Source organism: Kitasatospora sp. NPDC004669, from assembly GCF_040609455.1.
Lineage (GTDB): Bacteria > Actinomycetota > Actinomycetes > Streptomycetales > Streptomycetaceae > Kitasatospora.
Genome location: NZ_JBEXKB010000013.1, coordinates 114,722 through 130,362, shown reverse-complemented (window position 1 = coordinate 130,362; position 15,641 = coordinate 114,722). Strand labels below are relative to the sequence as shown.

The 15,641-nt window shown below is 72.5% G+C and carries 16 protein-coding genes; 11 read left to right on the top strand and 5 right to left on the bottom strand.

The window, feature by feature from the left end; all coding sequences use genetic code 11:
* Positions 1-54 precede the first annotated feature (54 nt).
* Positions 55-660: a GTP cyclohydrolase I FolE gene (gene folE, locus ABZW30_RS14170; RefSeq protein ID WP_329883966.1), complete on the top strand. Its 606-nt coding sequence runs from the start codon at positions 55-57 to the stop codon at positions 658-660.
* Positions 661-693: 33 nt separating this feature from the next.
* Here folE and ABZW30_RS14165 read toward each other — a convergent pair whose 3' ends face one another.
* Both ABZW30_RS14165 and ABZW30_RS14160 read right to left on the bottom strand, forming a co-directional pair.
* Entirely contained in the window at positions 694-1,482 is a 789-nt protein-coding gene (locus ABZW30_RS14165) for a ferritin-like domain-containing protein (RefSeq protein ID WP_355671358.1), read from the bottom strand.
* A gap of 127 nt (positions 1,483-1,609) precedes the next feature.
* Complete coding sequence (locus ABZW30_RS14160) at positions 1,610-2,764, bottom strand: alpha/beta hydrolase-fold protein (protein WP_355671357.1); 1,155 nt, start codon at positions 2,762-2,764, stop codon at positions 1,610-1,612.
* A gap of 388 nt (positions 2,765-3,152) precedes the next feature.
* On the opposite strand from ABZW30_RS14160, the gene ABZW30_RS14155 reads away from it, so the two are divergent.
* The 7 genes from ABZW30_RS14155 to ABZW30_RS14125 all read left to right on the top strand — a co-directional run bounded on the left by ABZW30_RS14155 (position 3,153) and on the right by ABZW30_RS14125 (position 9,830).
* Complete coding sequence (locus tag ABZW30_RS14155; protein WP_355671356.1) at positions 3,153-4,994, top strand: phosphatidylglycerol lysyltransferase domain-containing protein; 1,842 nt, start codon at positions 3,153-3,155, stop codon at positions 4,992-4,994.
* A 173-nt stretch (positions 4,995-5,167) separates the two neighbouring features.
* Positions 5,168-6,040 carry a dihydropteroate synthase gene (folP, locus tag ABZW30_RS14150; RefSeq protein ID WP_355671355.1) on the top strand — a complete coding sequence of 291 codons (873 nt, stop codon included), beginning with the start codon at positions 5,168-5,170 and terminating at the stop codon, positions 6,038-6,040.
* Positions 6,041-6,068: 28 nt separating this feature from the next.
* On the top strand, positions 6,069-6,548 hold the full coding sequence (locus ABZW30_RS14145; protein ID WP_355671354.1) for a nuclear transport factor 2 family protein: 480 nt from the start codon (positions 6,069-6,071) through the stop codon (positions 6,546-6,548).
* A gap of 247 nt (positions 6,549-6,795) precedes the next feature.
* Positions 6,796-7,155: a dihydroneopterin aldolase gene (gene folB, locus ABZW30_RS14140; RefSeq protein WP_218204599.1), complete on the top strand. Its 360-nt coding sequence runs from the start codon at positions 6,796-6,798 to the stop codon at positions 7,153-7,155.
* A 43-nt stretch (positions 7,156-7,198) separates the two neighbouring features.
* Positions 7,199-7,798: a 2-amino-4-hydroxy-6-hydroxymethyldihydropteridine diphosphokinase gene (gene folK / locus ABZW30_RS14135; protein WP_355671353.1), complete on the top strand. Its 600-nt coding sequence runs from the start codon at positions 7,199-7,201 to the stop codon at positions 7,796-7,798.
* 175 nt (positions 7,799-7,973) lie between these two features.
* A complete protein-coding gene (locus ABZW30_RS14130) occupies positions 7,974-8,462 on the top strand; it encodes a DUF3180 domain-containing protein (RefSeq protein ID WP_355671352.1) in 489 nt (162 codons plus the stop codon).
* 177 nt (positions 8,463-8,639) lie between these two features.
* Positions 8,640-9,830 (top strand): hypothetical protein, encoded by a 1,191-nt coding sequence (locus ABZW30_RS14125; protein ID WP_355671351.1) that lies wholly within the window; start codon positions 8,640-8,642, stop codon positions 9,828-9,830.
* Positions 9,831-9,927: 97 nt separating this feature from the next.
* On the opposite strand, the gene ABZW30_RS14120 is transcribed toward ABZW30_RS14125, so the two are convergent.
* Together ABZW30_RS14120 and ABZW30_RS14115 are read right to left on the bottom strand one after the other, a co-directional pair.
* Positions 9,928-10,503: a TerD family protein gene (locus ABZW30_RS14120; protein ID WP_355671350.1), complete on the bottom strand. Its 576-nt coding sequence runs from the start codon at positions 10,501-10,503 to the stop codon at positions 9,928-9,930.
* A 150-nt stretch (positions 10,504-10,653) separates the two neighbouring features.
* Positions 10,654-11,142 (bottom strand): hypothetical protein, encoded by a 489-nt coding sequence (locus ABZW30_RS14115; protein ID WP_355671349.1) that lies wholly within the window; start codon positions 11,140-11,142, stop codon positions 10,654-10,656.
* Between the two features lie 108 nt (positions 11,143-11,250).
* On the opposite strand from ABZW30_RS14115, the gene arfB reads away from it, so the two are divergent.
* Positions 11,251-11,682: an alternative ribosome rescue aminoacyl-tRNA hydrolase ArfB gene (arfB, locus tag ABZW30_RS14110; RefSeq protein WP_355671348.1), complete on the top strand. Its 432-nt coding sequence runs from the start codon at positions 11,251-11,253 to the stop codon at positions 11,680-11,682.
* Positions 11,683-11,733: 51 nt separating this feature from the next.
* Here arfB and ABZW30_RS14105 read toward each other — a convergent pair whose 3' ends face one another.
* Positions 11,734-12,261, bottom strand: a complete 528-nt coding sequence (locus ABZW30_RS14105; RefSeq protein WP_355671347.1) for a flavin reductase family protein — start codon at positions 12,259-12,261, stop codon at positions 11,734-11,736.
* Positions 12,262-12,629: 368 nt separating this feature from the next.
* Between ABZW30_RS14105 and ABZW30_RS14100 the strand changes: the two genes are divergently transcribed.
* Together ABZW30_RS14100 and ABZW30_RS14095 are read left to right on the top strand one after the other, a co-directional pair.
* Positions 12,630-14,423 (top strand): diguanylate cyclase, encoded by a 1,794-nt coding sequence (locus ABZW30_RS14100; protein ID WP_355671346.1) that lies wholly within the window; start codon positions 12,630-12,632, stop codon positions 14,421-14,423.
* A 200-nt stretch (positions 14,424-14,623) separates the two neighbouring features.
* Positions 14,624-15,628, top strand: coding sequence for a hypothetical protein (locus ABZW30_RS14095; RefSeq protein WP_355671345.1), 1,005 nt, complete (start codon positions 14,624-14,626; stop codon positions 15,626-15,628).
* Positions 15,629-15,641: the final 13 nt, after the last annotated feature.

Below are 15,641 nucleotides of genomic sequence, written 5' to 3'. Positions count from 1 at the left end.
GCGCGGCATCCGTGCTGTTCAGCCAGAGTCTTCCCACAACTAAGCGAGGCCCGCATGATCGACCCGGTGACGCTCGACGGTCCGCCCGCCGTCGGAACCTTCGACCAGAAGCGGGCCGAGAACGCCATCCGCGAGCTGCTCCTCGCCGTGGGGGAGGACCCGGACCGTGAGGGCCTGCTGGAGACCCCGGCCCGGGTCGCGCGGGCCTACAAGGAGATATTCGCGGGCCTGTGGCAGGAGCCGGAGGAGGTCCTGACCACCACCTTCGACCTCGGCCACGACGAGATGGTGCTGGTCAAGGACATCGAGCTGACCTCGGTCTGCGAGCACCACCTGGTGCCGTTCCGCGGTGTGGCGCACGTCGGGTACATCCCGTCCACCAGCGGCAAGATCACCGGCCTGTCCAAGCTGGCCCGGCTGGTCGACGTCTACGCCCGCCGCCCCCAGGTGCAGGAGCGGCTGACCAGCCAGGTGGCCGACGCGCTGATGCGGATCCTGGAGCCGCGCGGGGCGATCGTCGTGGTCGAGTGCGAGCACATGTGCATGTCGATGCGCGGCATCCGCAAGCCCGGCGCCAAGACCATCACCTCCTGCGTGCGCGGCCAGTTGCGCGACCCGGCCACCCGCGCCGAGGCGATGAGCCTCATCATCGGTCGATAGGGGCATCGGCCGCTGAGGCGGCGGGAGAGCGGCTCAGAGCACCTCGTGCTCCGCGTGCGGCGGAGCCGGGGTGCCCAGCGCGTTGCGGCGCTCGGGCATCCGCAGCGTGACCATCCGGCGCCAGCCGAAGGCGCGGTCGTACAGGTACAGCACGTGCACCCCTAGGGTGACCGCGGCGAGCTGCCAGCGCGGCCAGCGCAGGATCCGTGCCATCCGGGTGGTGACCGCCAGCCCGACGTCCCGGTGGGTGCGGATCTCGCCGCGGGCGCTGGTCTCCAGGGCGTGCCGGATGTACGGGCCGTGGCCCTCGGCCGTCAGCCGTAGCAGCTCCTCGTGGCAGTACGCGAGGTGGTCGTCCTCGTCGGCCGAGATCATCCGCATCGCCCGCCCGAGTTCCGGGTCGTCGCCGTACACCTTCACCAGCCGGCGCATCTGCTCGGCGGCGCGCTGCTCGGTGACCCGGCTGTGCGCGAGGTAGGTGATGATCTCGCGGTCGGTCAGCGGGACGTCGCTGTTCAGCCGCTCGTGGGCGAGGCCGATGCCCTGGCGCTCCAGCAGCATGCAGTAGGCGGCCTCGTCCGGGACGGGCACCTTGGGCAGGCCGCGCTTGTTCAGCAGCTGGGTGAAGATCCGGCCGTGCTTGCGTTCGTCCGCGCCGTGCCGGGCGACCTTCGGGGCGAGGACCGGGTCCCGGGTGAGGGCGGTGATCCGCTCGTTCTCCCAGCCGCCCTGGTCCTCGCCGCCGGCCGCGATGCTGCAGAACAGCTGGTACGCCTGGTCGTTCCGGTAGATCTCGTTGAAGAGCGAGCGGGTGCTCAGCACGGCGCCTCCTGCGCGGATCCGGGGCGACGCCCGCCGGGGTGTCGGACGGGCGGTCGCGATACGTTCCCCCGAGCCGTCGGCCGGCCGGGCCGACCGGCGGGTAGTCACTCACACGCGCTAGCCCCGGCTACCCGAGGTGGGTGCCCAGCCATTCGAGCGAGGCGGGCAGCTCCCGGGTCCAGCTGTCGAAGTTGTGCCCGCCGTCGTCCAGGTAGAGCGACTCGACCTTGAACTGCGGGTTGGCCGTCGCGACCTGGGTGGCCTGGTCGACGAACTGGACGGTCTGCGGGTAGTCCGGTTCCTTGCGGGTGGAGACCACCAGCAGGTTGAGCGGCGGGGCCGGGAGGTTCTGCAGCCGCCAGCCGAGGTCGTGCTGCTGCGCGAGCGACCTGTCGCCGTTGAAGAGGTCGCCACCGGTGTACTGGTCCTGGCGCACCGAGAAGTCGCCGTGCAGGCCGACCGCGCTGCCGTAGACGTTCGGGAAGCGCATCGACAGCCGCATCGAGCAGCTGCCGCCGGTGGAGTAGCCGAACAGGCCCCAGGAGCCCGCCGAGCGGCCGAGCCGGTAGGTGCTGTGCAGCGCCTCGGGCAGGTCCTTGACGAACCAGGTCTCGGTGCGCGGTCCGCCGGGGACGTCCACGCACTCGGTGTCCCGGGACGGGACGACCGACGGACGGGCCATCACCAGGACGGTCGGCGGCATCTTGCCGGAGCGCTGCAGTTCGACCGCCGTCTGCACCAGCGGCAGCTCCTTCAGCAGGTTCAGGGTGGTGCCCGGGTAGCCGGCCAGGGCCACCACGACCGGGAAGCGGACCAGGGCGAACTTCGGGTCGAAGTACTCGGGCGGCAGGTAGACGAACATCTGGTCGGACAGACCGGTCTCCCTGCCGTTGACCCGCATCGACTCGATCTTGCCGACCTCCTCGGGCGTGCCCTTCGGCAGGTTGCCGACGCTCTCCAGGCCGCCCTCGTCGGTCGGCTGGACCAGCTGGTCGGAGACCGGGATGCCGCCCCTGTGGTTCTCGTTGCTGGTCAGCGCGAGCTTGGCGCCGCCGGGGTTGAGCAGGTCGCCCCAGGAGGTGTAGAAGCCGAAGGAGTTGTTCACCGACAGCGCCAGGACCGCCAGGGTCGACACTTGAACCACTGTCAGCAGGCCGATCCGGCCGAGCACCGGCAGCGGGCGTTGCCGGGCCAGCCGGGGCCAGATCCACAGGGTGGTGACGAGAGCCGCAGCGCCGAGTGCGAGCAGCGAGTTCACCAGCGCGTCGCTGGTCAGTTCCATACCGTCGGCCTTCCGGTGGGACACTGTCGGTGCAGGCTTCATCGTCTGGTGGTCCGTCAGGCCGGACCACCGCTGCTAGGCCGACCGGGCGCCCGGTCGGTTCAGGAGGCCGGGGGAGGCCGGGGGGAGACCGGGGGCAACCGGCGCCCTAGAATGCGGCGTCCACCGTACGTAACGCGTACCGGACGGTCCTGCCCCGCCATGCGGCGGCGGGCCCTCGGCTCCCACCCCCGGCTCAACCGCAGCGCGCCCACGGCACCGGTTTTACCTACCGTTTCCGGATCCTTGGTATGCGCATGGCCTGATGAAGGAATAGGCATGAAGGTCCATCACACGTGCTCCCCCGGAGTGACCGGACACCGCCCCGCAGCCTCTACCCTGAGCTTCCATGAGCGTTCCCGTGTCCGTTGAGCCGAGCCCCGAGCAGCCGCCGCACCGTCGGCGTGGTCTGCAGACGCTGCGCAACCAGGCGGCCGCCGTCCCGAGGGCCTGGCTCCCCGGCGCGGTCGGCTACGCCTGTCTGCTGATCGGGCTGGTGGACATCGCCAGCGCGGTGTTCCCCAAGCTCCGGCACACCAGGATGCACACCTTCGCCGGGCAGCTGCCGGGCGGCACCACCAGCCTCGCCGCGGTCGGCACGCTGATGGTCGGCATCCTGCTGGTCCCGCTGGCGCACGCGCTGCGCCGGCGCAAGCGGCGGGCCTGGCGCGCGGTCTGCGTGCTGCTGCCGGTCAGCGCCTCGCTGCACCTCGTGCGCTGGCACCAGATCGGCCCGGCGGTCGTCTCGCTGGCGGTCCTCGCCGTGATGCTGGTGCACCGGCGCGAGTTCTACGCCAAGGCCGACCCGCGCACCCGCTGGGGCGCGCTGGTCAACCTGGTCGTCATGGGCACCCTCAGCGTGCTGCTCGGCCTGCTGATCGTGAGCACCCGCACCAAGTACGAGGTCGGCCACCCCGCCCTCGTGGAGCGGCTGCAGCACGTCGGGTACGGGCTGTTCGGTTTCGAGGGCCCGATCCGCTACACCAACGTGCGGATGTCCGACCTGGTCGCCTACCTGCTCGGCGGGCTCGGCCTGCTGACCGCCTTCACCACCGCCTACCTGGCGCTGCGCCCGGGCAAGCCGAAGCCGGAGCTCACCGCCGAGGACGAGGACAAGGTCCGCGAGCTGCTCAAGCGGCACGGTGAGCGCGACTCGCTGGGCTACTTCGCGCTGCGCCGCGACAAGAGCGTGCTGTTCTCGCCCACCGGCAAGGCCGCGATCTCCTACCGGGTGGTCTCCGGCGTGATGCTGGCCTCCGGCGACCCGGTCGGCGACGTCGAGGCCTGGCCGGGCGCGATCAAGGTGTTCATGGCCGAGGCCCGCGAGCACGCCTGGGTGCCGGCCGTGATGGGTTGCAGCGAGGTCGGCGGCGAGGTCTGGACCCGTGAGGCGGGCCTGGACGCGCTGGAGCTGGGCGACGAGGCGATCGTCGACACCTCGGCCTTCTCGCTCTCCGGCCGCGCCATGCGCAACGTCCGCCAGATGGTCAAGCGGATCGAGCGCAACGGCTACTCCTGCAAGGTGCGCCGGGTCTCCGAGCTCACCGTGGAGGAGAAGTACCGGATCGCCGACGCCGCCGCCCGCTGGCGCGGCACCGACACCGAGCGCGGCTTCTCGATGGCCCTGGGCCGCTTCGGCGACCCGCTGGACGACGACTGCGTGGTGGTCACCGCCCACAAGGAGCCCGAGGAGGGCGAGAGCGGCGACGACCTGAAGGCCGTGCTGCACTTCGTCCCCTGGGGTCCGGACGGCATCTCGCTGGAGCTGATGCGCCGCGACCGCGCCGCCGACCCGGGCCTGAACGAGCTGCTGATCGTCGCCGCCCTGCAGGCCGTGCCCGCCCTGGGCGTCCGCCGGGTGTCGCTCAACTTCGCGATGTTCCGCTCGGCCCTGGCCCGCGGCGAGCGGATCGGCGCAGGCCCGGTGCTGCGCGCCTGGCGTGGACTGCTGGTCTTCCTGTCCCGCTGGTTCCAGATCGAGTCGCTGTACAAGTTCAACGCCAAGTTCCAGCCCGAGTGGGAGCCGCGCTTCCTGGTCTTCCCGAACACCCGGGACCTGCCGCGGATCGGCTTCGCCGCGATGCAGGCGGAGGCCTTCATCACCCTGGGCATGCCTCGCTTCGGCCGCAAGCGCCAGCGCGAGGGCCTGATGCCGGTCCCGTCCACCAGGGAGGTCGGCGAGGCCGCCTGAGGCACCTCGACACCGTCCGGGGCCCCCGCCGAGAACGCTCGGCGGGGGCCCCGTTCGATAATGGAGGGTATGAGCGAGCGCAGCATGGGGGTACCCCCGGCCGGAGGCCGGGGGGGAATCATCGAAAGGCGCGCGTGGGCGAATGCCCTCGCCGAGCGGAGCGGGGCGGGCGCATGAGCAACTCGCCGTCCTTCTCGCTGCCGGCCGGGCTGCCGCGGCTCGACCGCTGCTCCGTGATGGGCGTGGTCAACGTCACGCCCGACTCCTTCTCGGACGGCGGGCTCTGGTTCGACCCCGCCAGGGCGATCGCGCACGGGCTGGCCCTGCGCGCCCGCGGCGCGGACCTGGTGGACGTCGGTGGCGAGTCCACCCGCCCGGGCTCGCAGCGGGTGCCCGAGGAGGAGGAGCTGCGCCGGGTGCTGCCGGTGGTGCGCGAGCTGGCCGCCGCCGGGGTGGTGGTGTCCGTCGACACCATGCGGGCCTCCGTCGCGGAGCGGGCCGTCGAGGCCGGCGCCGCGATCGTCAACGACGTCTCCGGCGGGCTCGCCGACCCGGCGATGGCCCGGGTGGTCGCCGAGACCGGCGCGCCCTTCGTGGTGATGCACTGGCGCGGGCAGTCCGCCGACATGGACAGGCTGGCCCTCTACGACGACGTCGTGACGGACGTGGTCGCCGAGCTGACCGACCGGATGGACGCCCTGCTGGCCGCCGGGGTCAAGGAGGACCAGTTGATCCTCGATCCGGGGCTCGGCTTCGCCAAGACCGCCGAGCACAACTGGGCGCTGCTCGGCCGACTGGACGCGCTCACCGCGCTCGGCCGTCCCGTGCTCGTGGCCGCTTCGCGCAAGCGGTTCCTGGGTACGCTGCTCGCCGACCCGGAAACCGGGGAACTGCGCCCGGCCCGCGAGCGGGACGCCGCGACCGCCGCGGTCTCGGTGCTGTCGGCCCAGGCCGGAGCCTGGGCGGTACGGGTGCACGACGTGTCCGGTACGGCGGACGCCGTCCGCGTGGTCGCGGCCTGGCAGCGCGCGGCGCGGCTGGGGTGAGGGAGGGTCTGTGACAGGTGACGGCAGGTTGAGCGGCGGTACGGCGGGAAAGGCCCACGAGGTGGACCTGGAGGCGGTGCTCGCGGCGAACCGGGGGTTCTACGAGGCGCTGGAGCGGGGGGACGTCGAGGCGGTCGAGGACGCCTGGCTGGGCCCCGAGTACGCCGACGACAAGGGCGGCGTGGTGTGCGTGCACCCCGGCTGGCCGGTGCTGCGCGGGCGGGCGCAGGTGACCCGCTCGTACATGCTGATCATGATGAACACGGAGTACATCCAGTTCTTCCTGACCGATGTCGAGGCCGAGGTCCACGGTGATGTGGCCCTTGTCACGTGCACCGAGAACATCCTCTCCGGCGGTGAGGCGGAGGAGGAGGGGGAACTCGGGCCGCTGGTCGGCGGAAAGGTCGTCTCCAGCAATCTGTTCCGTCGTACCCCGGCCGGGTGGAAGCTCTGGTCGCACCATGGTTCACCCGTCCTGACCAGCGGGGACGAGGACGACGAGGACTGATTTCGGCGGTCGTGGAAAATCGGCGCCGGACCGTCGCCAGGGAATTTCCGAGTGGTCACCGAACGTTCACGTCAATCGCCGATTCGGTGCGCGTGGAGACGGTTCGTGCCGGGTAGGACGGTCAGGCGTTGTCCGCGCTCGCGGGTAGATTCGAAACGGAGTGGCGGGCGTGCTGCCCGCCTTCGCCCTGCCCGTCCATGCCTTTCTCCGGGCGGGGCCCGTCCGACTGGGAGCAGTGATTCGTTTGCTGGACCGCGTCACCCTGCGGGGGCTGCGAGCCCGGGGCCACCACGGCGTCTTCGAGCGCGAGCGCATCGAGGGCCAGACCTTCGTGGTCGATCTCGTGCTGTACCTGGACACCCGCCCCGCCGCGTCCGGAGACGACCTCACCCGCACGGCGCACTACGGCATCGTGGCCGAGGAGGTCACCGCGATCATCGCCGGGGAACCGGTCGACCTGATCGAGACCCTGGCCCAGCGCATTGCCGACCAGTGCCTGAAGCACGACGCGGTCGAGGAGGTCGAGGTCACCGTGCACAAGCCGGACGCCCCGATCACCGTGCCGTTCGACGACGTGACCGTGACCATCCACCGGGGCCGCGCATGACCCCCACCGCGCGCCTGGTTTCCGATGCAGAGGGATTTCTTCGATGAACAGCAGTGACCCGATCACCGAGCCGAACGCGTTCGACCTGGAGAGCCGGGTGGACTCCGCCGACACCACGCTGCGCAGCCAGCGCTGTGCGGTGGTCGCGCTCGGCAGCAACCTGGGCAACCGGCTGGACACCCTGCAGGGTGCCGTGGACGCGCTCGCCGACACCCCCGGGCTGAAGATCAAGGCCGTCTCCGCGGTCTACGAGACCGAGGCCGTCGGCGGCCCGGAGGAACAGCCCAACTACTACAACGCGGTCGTCGTGCTGCGCACCTCGCTGCCCCCGCAGGACCTGCTGGAGCGCGGCAACGCGATCGAGGACGCCTTCGGGCGGGTCCGGGAGGTCCGGTGGGGTCCGCGCACCCTGGACGTCGACATCCTGGCCTACGAGGGCGTGGTCAGTGACGACCCGCAGCTGGTGCTGCCGCACCCGCGCTCGCACGAGCGGGCCTTCGTGCTCGCCCCCTGGCTGGACGCCCAGCCCGAGGCCGAGGTGCCCGGGCACGGCCAGGTCGCCGCACTGCTGGAGGCGCTCGGCGGTCCGGACGCGCAGGGCGTGAAGCGGCGCGACGACATCCGGCTGACGCTGCCGGAGTAGCACCGAGAGAGCCGGCCCGGCGCCCGGCCGGCCGGGCGCCGGGGAACTCGGCCAGGGGGCCCGGCCGTACGAGTAGATGTCCGCCCGGCCGGGCCCGGTACGGTGGCCTGGCGCCGCCGCGCCGGGCCACCGGGCGGCCGGCCGGCTCTGGTACCCCGGGAAGGACCTCCTCCGAGTGAAGCTGCTTCGCCTCCGCCTGTTGATCGGCATCACCGCCGCGACGACGGCGCTGTCCTGGGCCGGCTCCAAGCTGTGGGCCTCCCTGGACACGCTGCCGGCCGTGCCGGCCGCGGCGCCGGTGGTGCTGGCGGCGGTGGCGGTGATCCTGCTGGCGACCGCGCTCTCGCTGCGGTCCCGGCTGAAGGCGGTGCGCGAGCGGCAGCCCGGCGCGAAGCGGGTCGACCCGCTGCTGGCGGCCCGGGCGGTGGTGCTGGGGCAGGCCAGCGCGCTGGTCTCCTCGGTGGTCACCGGGATCTACGCCGGGGCCGGGATCTACCTGCTCGGCGAGCTGGACGTGTCGGCCCGCAAGGACCAGGCCGTGACCGCCGGGCTCGCGGTGCTGGCCGGGGCCGCGGTGATCGCCGCGGCGCTCTGGGTCCAGCACGTGTGCAAGCTGCCGGAGAACCACGACGACCCGAGCGGGCCGGCGGCCTCGCACCGCTGAGACCTCTGCGGGTCGGCGGCGGGTCATCGGGTCGCCACCGCCGGGGCATCGCTGAGCAGGCCGTTTTTCGTGATCTTGAGTGAAAAGCCGGGCACGTGCGGTAAAAACGGCACACTGTCAAGGGCGGAAGGGGACCCTGGGCTGACACGGCCCCAATTCGCACGCTAGTTTCTTGGCATGTCTCGCGGACGCCATCGTCATTCCTCCGTCCTCAGCCGGGTCTTTCCCCCCACCGCTGCCGGCGTACTGCTGGTCGCCGCACTCGCCGCTCTGCTTTTCAGTCAGGACACCATCCTGGTGCGCTCGGTGGGCATCGCGGCGCTGATCGCGGTGCTCGGCTTCGCACTGTTGCTGCGTCAGCGGGACAAGGCGGCCCGGGCGGCCGCCGAGGTGTCCGCCGCGCAGCGGATGCGGGCCGAGGAACGCTTCGAGGAGCAGCTGGCCGAGGCCGAGTACGCCGCCGAGGTCGCCGAGGAGCGGGCCACCCGCTTCGGACGGCGGCTGACGGCGGAGAAGTCGCGGCTGGCCAAGGCCGAGACCGAGATCGCCCGGCTGCTGCGGGAGCGGGCCGTGACGGTGGCCGAGCAGGCGCTCAAGGAGGCCGAGGCGGCCCAGCGGGCGCTCGCCGCGAGCCGTCCGAAGCACCCGGCCAGCCCGGCCGCGTTCGTCCGCGCTGCGTCCGTGCTGCGGCTGCTGCAGCGCCGGGCATCGGAGCAGGAGGCGCGGCGGGCCCGTACGGCGGGCGCGGAGGTCGCGCTGCGGGCGCCCGCGACGGAGTCGCGGATCGTCCCGGCGGCCCCGGCCGCGCCGGCACCCAAGCCGGTGTCCGTGCCCGCCCCGGTCGCGCCCTCGGTGCCCACCCCGGCGCGGGCGCCGGGCGCCCAGGCGCCGGCGCAGCCCACGGCGGTGCAGCCCACTCCGCTGCGCCCGGCGCTGACCGCGACGGTCGGTCAGCTCGGCGGGACGCCGAGCGCTCCGGCCGCGGCGCCGGCTCCGGTGGAGCGGCAGCGGATTCGCCCGGCGCAGTCCGGGCAGGCGCGCGGGCAGGGCTTCAGCTTCTTCGGCCGCAACGCGGGTTCGGCGGTACGGGCGGCCGCTCCGGCGCCGGCGGTGGGCAGCATCGCCGAGCTGGGGGACCGGACCGACCTGGCGGACGTGGTGGGTGACGAGGCGGTCGCCGCGAAGGCCAAGGCCGAGGCGACGGAGTCGGCCGCACCGAAGGGCGCGCAGCCGTCGCAGCCGGTGCACGCGGCCCGGCCGGAGCGGTCGGGCGACGAGCCGGGGCAGGGCGAGCCGACCGTGGTGGACCTGACGCCGGAGGACGAGACCGAGCTGATCGAGCTGCCGCAGCTGCGCGCGTCGCGCTGAGCGGCCTGGACGGAAAGCCCGCGGCGCGGGAAGTCGGACGGACCGACTTCCCGCGCCGCGGGCTTCTGGTGGCGGGTCGGATCTGCGACGGGGGGCGTCAGATCTGGACGCCGAAGTCCTGGGCGATGCCGGCCAGGCCGGAGGCGTAGCCCTGGCCGACCGCGCGGAACTTCCACTCGCCGTTGTTGCGGTAGAGCTCGCCGAAGATCATCGCGGTCTCGGTGGCGGCGTCCTCGGAGAGGTCGTAGCGGGCGATCTCGGCGCCGCCGGCGGCGTTTACTACGCGGATGTAGGCGTTGCGGACCTGGCCGAAGTTCTGGCCGCGGGCGACACCGTCGTAGATGGTGACCGGGAAGGTGATCTTGACGGCCTCGGCGGGCAGGCCGGCCAGGTTGACGTTGATCGACTCGTCGTCGCCCGCGCCCTCGCCGGTGCGGTTGTCACCGGTGTGCACGACGGTGGCGTCCGGCGTGCTGGTGTTGTTGAAGAACACGAAGTGCGCATTGGACAGCACCTTGCCGTCCGCGTTCAGGACGATCGCGCTGGCGTCGAGGTCGAATTCGGCGCCGGTCGTGGTGCGGACGTCCCAGCCCAGGCCGACGCTCACCGCGGACAGGCCGGGGGCCTCCTTGGTCAGCGAGACGTTGCCACCCTTGGAGAGGCTCACTGGCATGGCGATTGCAGTCCCTTCGTTCGCTTTTCCCGGGACAACGCGATACTCCGGTGGCTTGGTTCCGCGGAGTCCGTGAATTCTTTGCCCGGCGTCAAACCCGGGCAAAGGGCAGGCAATGCACTGGTCGGGCGCGGGAGCGCGGAACCGGTCTCAGACCCGGGGGAACCGGCCCTGGAGCGTCCAGATGTTCGGGTTGTCGGCCAGGTCGGGGTGCATGTCGAACAGGTCGGCGAGGGTGTCCTGGAGGAAGTCCCGGGCCTCGCGGCGCAGCTCGCTGTGGCGCACCACGGCGGGCGGTTCGTCCCGCAGCCAGGTGGCGGTGACCTCGACCCAGTTGAAGCGGCGGGCGAAGCGCAGCAGCTCGGTGTTCTGGGTGAAGTCGAGGTCGGCGGTCTGCACCCGGGCGGCCCGGGAGCCGTCCGGGTCGCGGTCGAGCTGCTCGACGATGTCGCACAGCGCCCAGGCGAAGTCCAGCACCGGCACCCAGCCCCAGCGGGTGGAGAGTTCGGCGCCCTCGGCGTCCAGGTAGACGTCGCCGCAGAACAGGTCGTACCGCAGGGAGCGCACGGAGGCGGTGCGGTAGTCGGTCTGCGGGGGGTCGGGGAAGCGGTTGGAGAGGGAGTAGCCGAGCTCGATCACACAGGCCATTGTCGGGGCTCGGGGCGCGGGCCGGTAACCGGGTGCCGTCCGCGGGGGGCGTGCGGATAACCGGGTGACCCGGCGCGCCGGGCGCGGGATGATGGGCGCATGCCCGAGCCCATCCGCGTACGGGGGTCGGTGGTCGTCCCCGACACCGAGCTCGTCTGGCGCTTCTCGCGTTCCTCCGGCCCCGGTGGCCAGCACGTCAACACCTCCGACTCCAAGGTCGAGCTGCGCTTCGACCTGGCCGCCTCGAAGGCGCTGCCCGAGGTGTGGCGCCGGCGTGCCGTGGAGCGGCTGGCGAACCGGCTGGTGGACGGCCGGGTGCTGGTGGTCCAGGCCTCCGAGTACCGCTCGCAGTGGCGCAACCGGGAGGCGGCCGCGGCCCGCTTGGCGGCGCTGCTGACCGAGGCGTGCGCTCCGCCGCCGAAGGCCCGGCGGGCGACCAGGCCGAGCCGGGGGATGGTCGAGCGGCGGCTGTCCAACAAGCGGCAGCGATCCGAGCTGAAGCAGGGGCGGCGCGCCCCGCGGCAGGACTAGGGCCTGGCTGTCGGGTTTCGACGGACCCGGCAGGGATCCGGGAGGCGGGCCCTAGCCCAGGGCGCGGTAGCCGCCGCGGAAGTAGAGCAGCGGGCGGCCGCCGGGGTTGGGGACCGCGGCCTCCAGGACGCGGCCGACCAGCAGGGTGTGGTCGCCCACGGGTATCCGCTGCTCGGTGCGGCACTCGACGGTGGCCAGCGCGTCCTCGATCAGCGGGGCGCCGGTCTGCGGGCCGCAGTGGTGCGGGGTGTCGGCGAACAGCAGCCGGTCGCTGAGCCGGCCCTTCATGGCGAAGCGGGAGCCGATCGTCTTCTGCCCGTCGGTCAGCACCGAGACCGCCCAGGTGTCGACCCGGGAGAGCACCTCGTCCATCCGGGAGTCCTCACGGACCGAGATCAGCACCAGCGGCGGCTCCAGCGACACCGAGAGGAAGGACGTGGCGGTCATGCCGATGTCCTCTCCGTCCTCCGGGTCGTGGACGGTTACCAGGCTCACACCGGCGGCGAGCTGGGAGAGTGCTGCCCGGAACTCGTCGGGCGTGGCGTGGGGGGCAGCTTCCGGCTGCGGGGACGGGTGCACGTACCGCACGGTAGCTGGCGGCCGCGGGAAACGGCATCGGACCGTGGTCGTAGGACCATCGCCGCGGTCGCGGGCCGGTTCCGGCGCGGACTCACCCTCAGGAGTGAAGCCGGGGGACCGGCGGGTGCAGCGGGCTTCAGCGCGTGGTCAATGCGGTCGACCACGAGAAATGCTCCGATAGCGCTTTATGTCCCGCTATGGGGCGGATGAACTGATTACGGGCGCATTAGTGTCGTGTGATTTAAGTCACAAGTGGTGGCCTATTGCTGACCGAGCGTGCCGAACGCTGTGCTCCCTGTGATTCAGTTCTTCTGGCAATCGGACGATAACCAATCAAGAACTATCCGAAGCAGCCGGGGAGCCCCCGCATGGAAGCCGAGTCGGAGCCGTACGTCCGTCTCGCGACCCTCCGCACCTTGCACCGGGTCGTGGCGGACCTCAACGCTGCCCGCAGCCTGGCGGGCACGCTGCAGGCCGTCGTCGAGGGCGCGGTGCACGGACTCGGCTTCGACGCCGCCGCGGTCAGCCTGGTCCGGCCGGACGGCGACCTCGTGGTGGCGGCCGTATGGGAGCTGGAGGAGAGCCCGATGGGCGGGCCCTCGGTGCTGCTCGGCCAGGTCGGTTCCCGGGAGTCCTGGGACCGGCTGCTCGGCGTCAGCGACCACTGGGGCACCCTGCGCTTCCTGCCGTACGACCGCGGCTGGGCCGTCGCCAGCGACATCCCGCGCTGGATCGGGGACGGCGCGCTGCCCGTCTACGCCAACGACTGGCACCCCGCCGACGGGCTGCTCGCCCCGATGTACAGCGCCGGGGGCGACCTGCTCGGCGTCCTCTCGGTGGACCGCCCGCGCAGTGGCAAACGGCCCGGCGCGTGGACCCGCGAGGCGCTGGAGATGTTCTCGCTGCAGGCCTCCATCGCGATCGGCAACGCCCGGCTGCGGGCCGAGATGCAGCGCGCGCTGGCCCGGCTGGAGAAGGAGCAACAGGCGCTGCGGGCCAGCGAGGAGAGCTTCCGGCAGGCCTTCGAGTACGCACCCAGCGGGATGGCCATCACCGAGCTGCACGGCGCCGGGCGCGGCCAGCTGACCAGGGTCAACGACGCGCTCTGCCGGCTGCTCGGTCGCCCCCGCGCGGTGCTGCGCCAGCAGAGCTTCGCGGACCTGGTCCACCCCGAGGACCGGGCGCTGTTGGAACGCACCAGCGCCGAGAGCGGCCGGGCGGAACTGCGGCTGTCCCGGCGGGACGGCGGCTACCAGTGGGTCTGCCTGCGCAACTCGATCGTGGCGGACGCGGCCGAGGGCCCGAGTTTCCTGCTCACCCACGTCGAGGACATCGAGGACCGCAAGCGCCACGAACTCCAACTCGCCCACCGGGCCAGCCACGACGCGCTCACCGGCCTGCCCAACGGCGCCGAGCTCAAAGCCCGGCTGGGCCGCCGGCTCTGCCCCGAGTCGCAGCCGGTCGGCGCCGGCCTCAACTCCGGCGAGGCGGCCTACCCGGCGTCGTACGGCTACCCGGCCGACTCGTACAGCGCGCACGCGGCGTACGACGGCCTGGAGGGGGTGGGCCCGTACGCCGGGCCGGTCCACGGCTACGGACCGGCCGAGGGCGGCGGCCTGCTGCCCGGCCTGGCCCCGGGTTACGGGGAGCACGTGCACGCGGTGGTCCCGGCCGAGTACGGGCCGACCGGCGACGCCTGGTCCGTGCCGTTCCGCTCCGGCCCGGCGGCCCCGGCGGACAAGGGGCTCGCGGTGCTCTTCTGCGATCTGGACGGCTTCAAGTCGATCAACGACCGGTTCGGGCACAACGCGGGCGACGCGGTGCTGGTCGAGGTGGCCCGGCGGCTGAGCGGGGCGGTCCGGGACGGCGACACGGTGGCCCGGCTGGGCGGCGACGAGTTCGTGGTGCTGGCCGACGGGATCGGCCGCGAGGAGGCCAAGGACCTCGCCCACCGGCTGCGTAACGCGATCATCCCGCCGATGCGGATCGACGGCCGGGCGATGCGGGTGGGGGTGAGTCTCGGGATCGGCTGGGCCGGCTGCGGGATGAGCATCGAGGAGGTGCTGCACACCGCGGACGAACGGATGTACGACGAGAAGCGCGCCCGGGGCGGCGCCGTGCGCGGGGCGCGCGGGGAGCGCTCGCACCGGCGGGCGGGCTGACCGGCCCCTCCGCGCTTCGATCGGTTGTTTGCCGAGGTCGGTCGGGTGCCGAGCGTTCTGCGCCGCACAGGTTACCCATGAGTTGTCAAGGGCTCTTTTCCCGCTGTCACGAACGGCAGGTAGGGTGCCCGGTACGACAGCGTCCATGATCTGCGCCGCCCGCAGCCGGCGGCGCGCACCGGATGGGGGAGCAGACCACCGTGACGACCGCCGGCGACAACGGAGTGCCCGAGGGCCAGGGGGGCGGTGCCCCGCAGGACGACGACCCGTTCGGCTACCTCTACCGTCCGGCCGACGGCTCCAGCGGACAGTCGGCCGAGCCGCAGCAGGGGGTTCCCCGGACGTCGTACAGCCGGCCGATGGAGGTCGGGCGCGCGCAGTACGGCCAGCACTACCAGCAAGGGGGGGCGCCGCGTGCGCAGCAGCAGCCGTACGGCCAGCCCGGCCCGTACGGTCAGCAGCCGGTGCCGCAGCAGCAGGCTCCGTACGGCCAGCCCGGCATGCCGCCGCAGCAGGCCGAGTGCGGCGTGCCCACCCAGCAGACCCGCTACGCCGAGCACTCCCGGCCGCAGCCCGGGGAGGACCGGCCGAGCAGCGGCCGGAGCAAGGGTGCGGTGATCGGCGCGGTCGCCGTGGTCGCGGCGATCGCGATCGGGGCCGGGATCGCGCTCTCCACCGGTGACCCGGACGGTGACAAGAACGCCAAGGGCGGCACCACGACCACGGCCCCGCCGGCCCCCAGCGCCCCGGCGACCAGCACCACCGCCGGGACGGCCTCGCCCTCGGCGGGCGCCACCGCCACCAACGGGCCGTCGACCGTGGACGCCGGCCAGTTGCAGGGCCAGAACGCGCCGTCCGGCAACAGCGTCAAGGGCGCCAAGTCCGCCGACGGCAGCTACCTGACGCTCCAGCAGGGCGGCACGGTGACCTGGAACGGCCAGGTCGCCGCGGCCGGGACGTACAAGGTGACCGTTCACTACAACAACCCCGGCGGGGACGTGAAGGGTGCGGCGTCGGTCAACGGGAAGGACTGGCCGAGCGGCGTCACGTACAAGAACTACAACGCCGGCAAGGACCCGTCGGCCTCGTGGTTCACCACGTTCATCCTTCCGCAGTTCCAGGCGGGCCAGAACAGCGTCACCTTCATGCCGCCGCCCGGCGCGACGGTGCTGATCGACCAGGTCGCGATCGAGCCGAGCAGCTGAGGCCGCCTCAGGA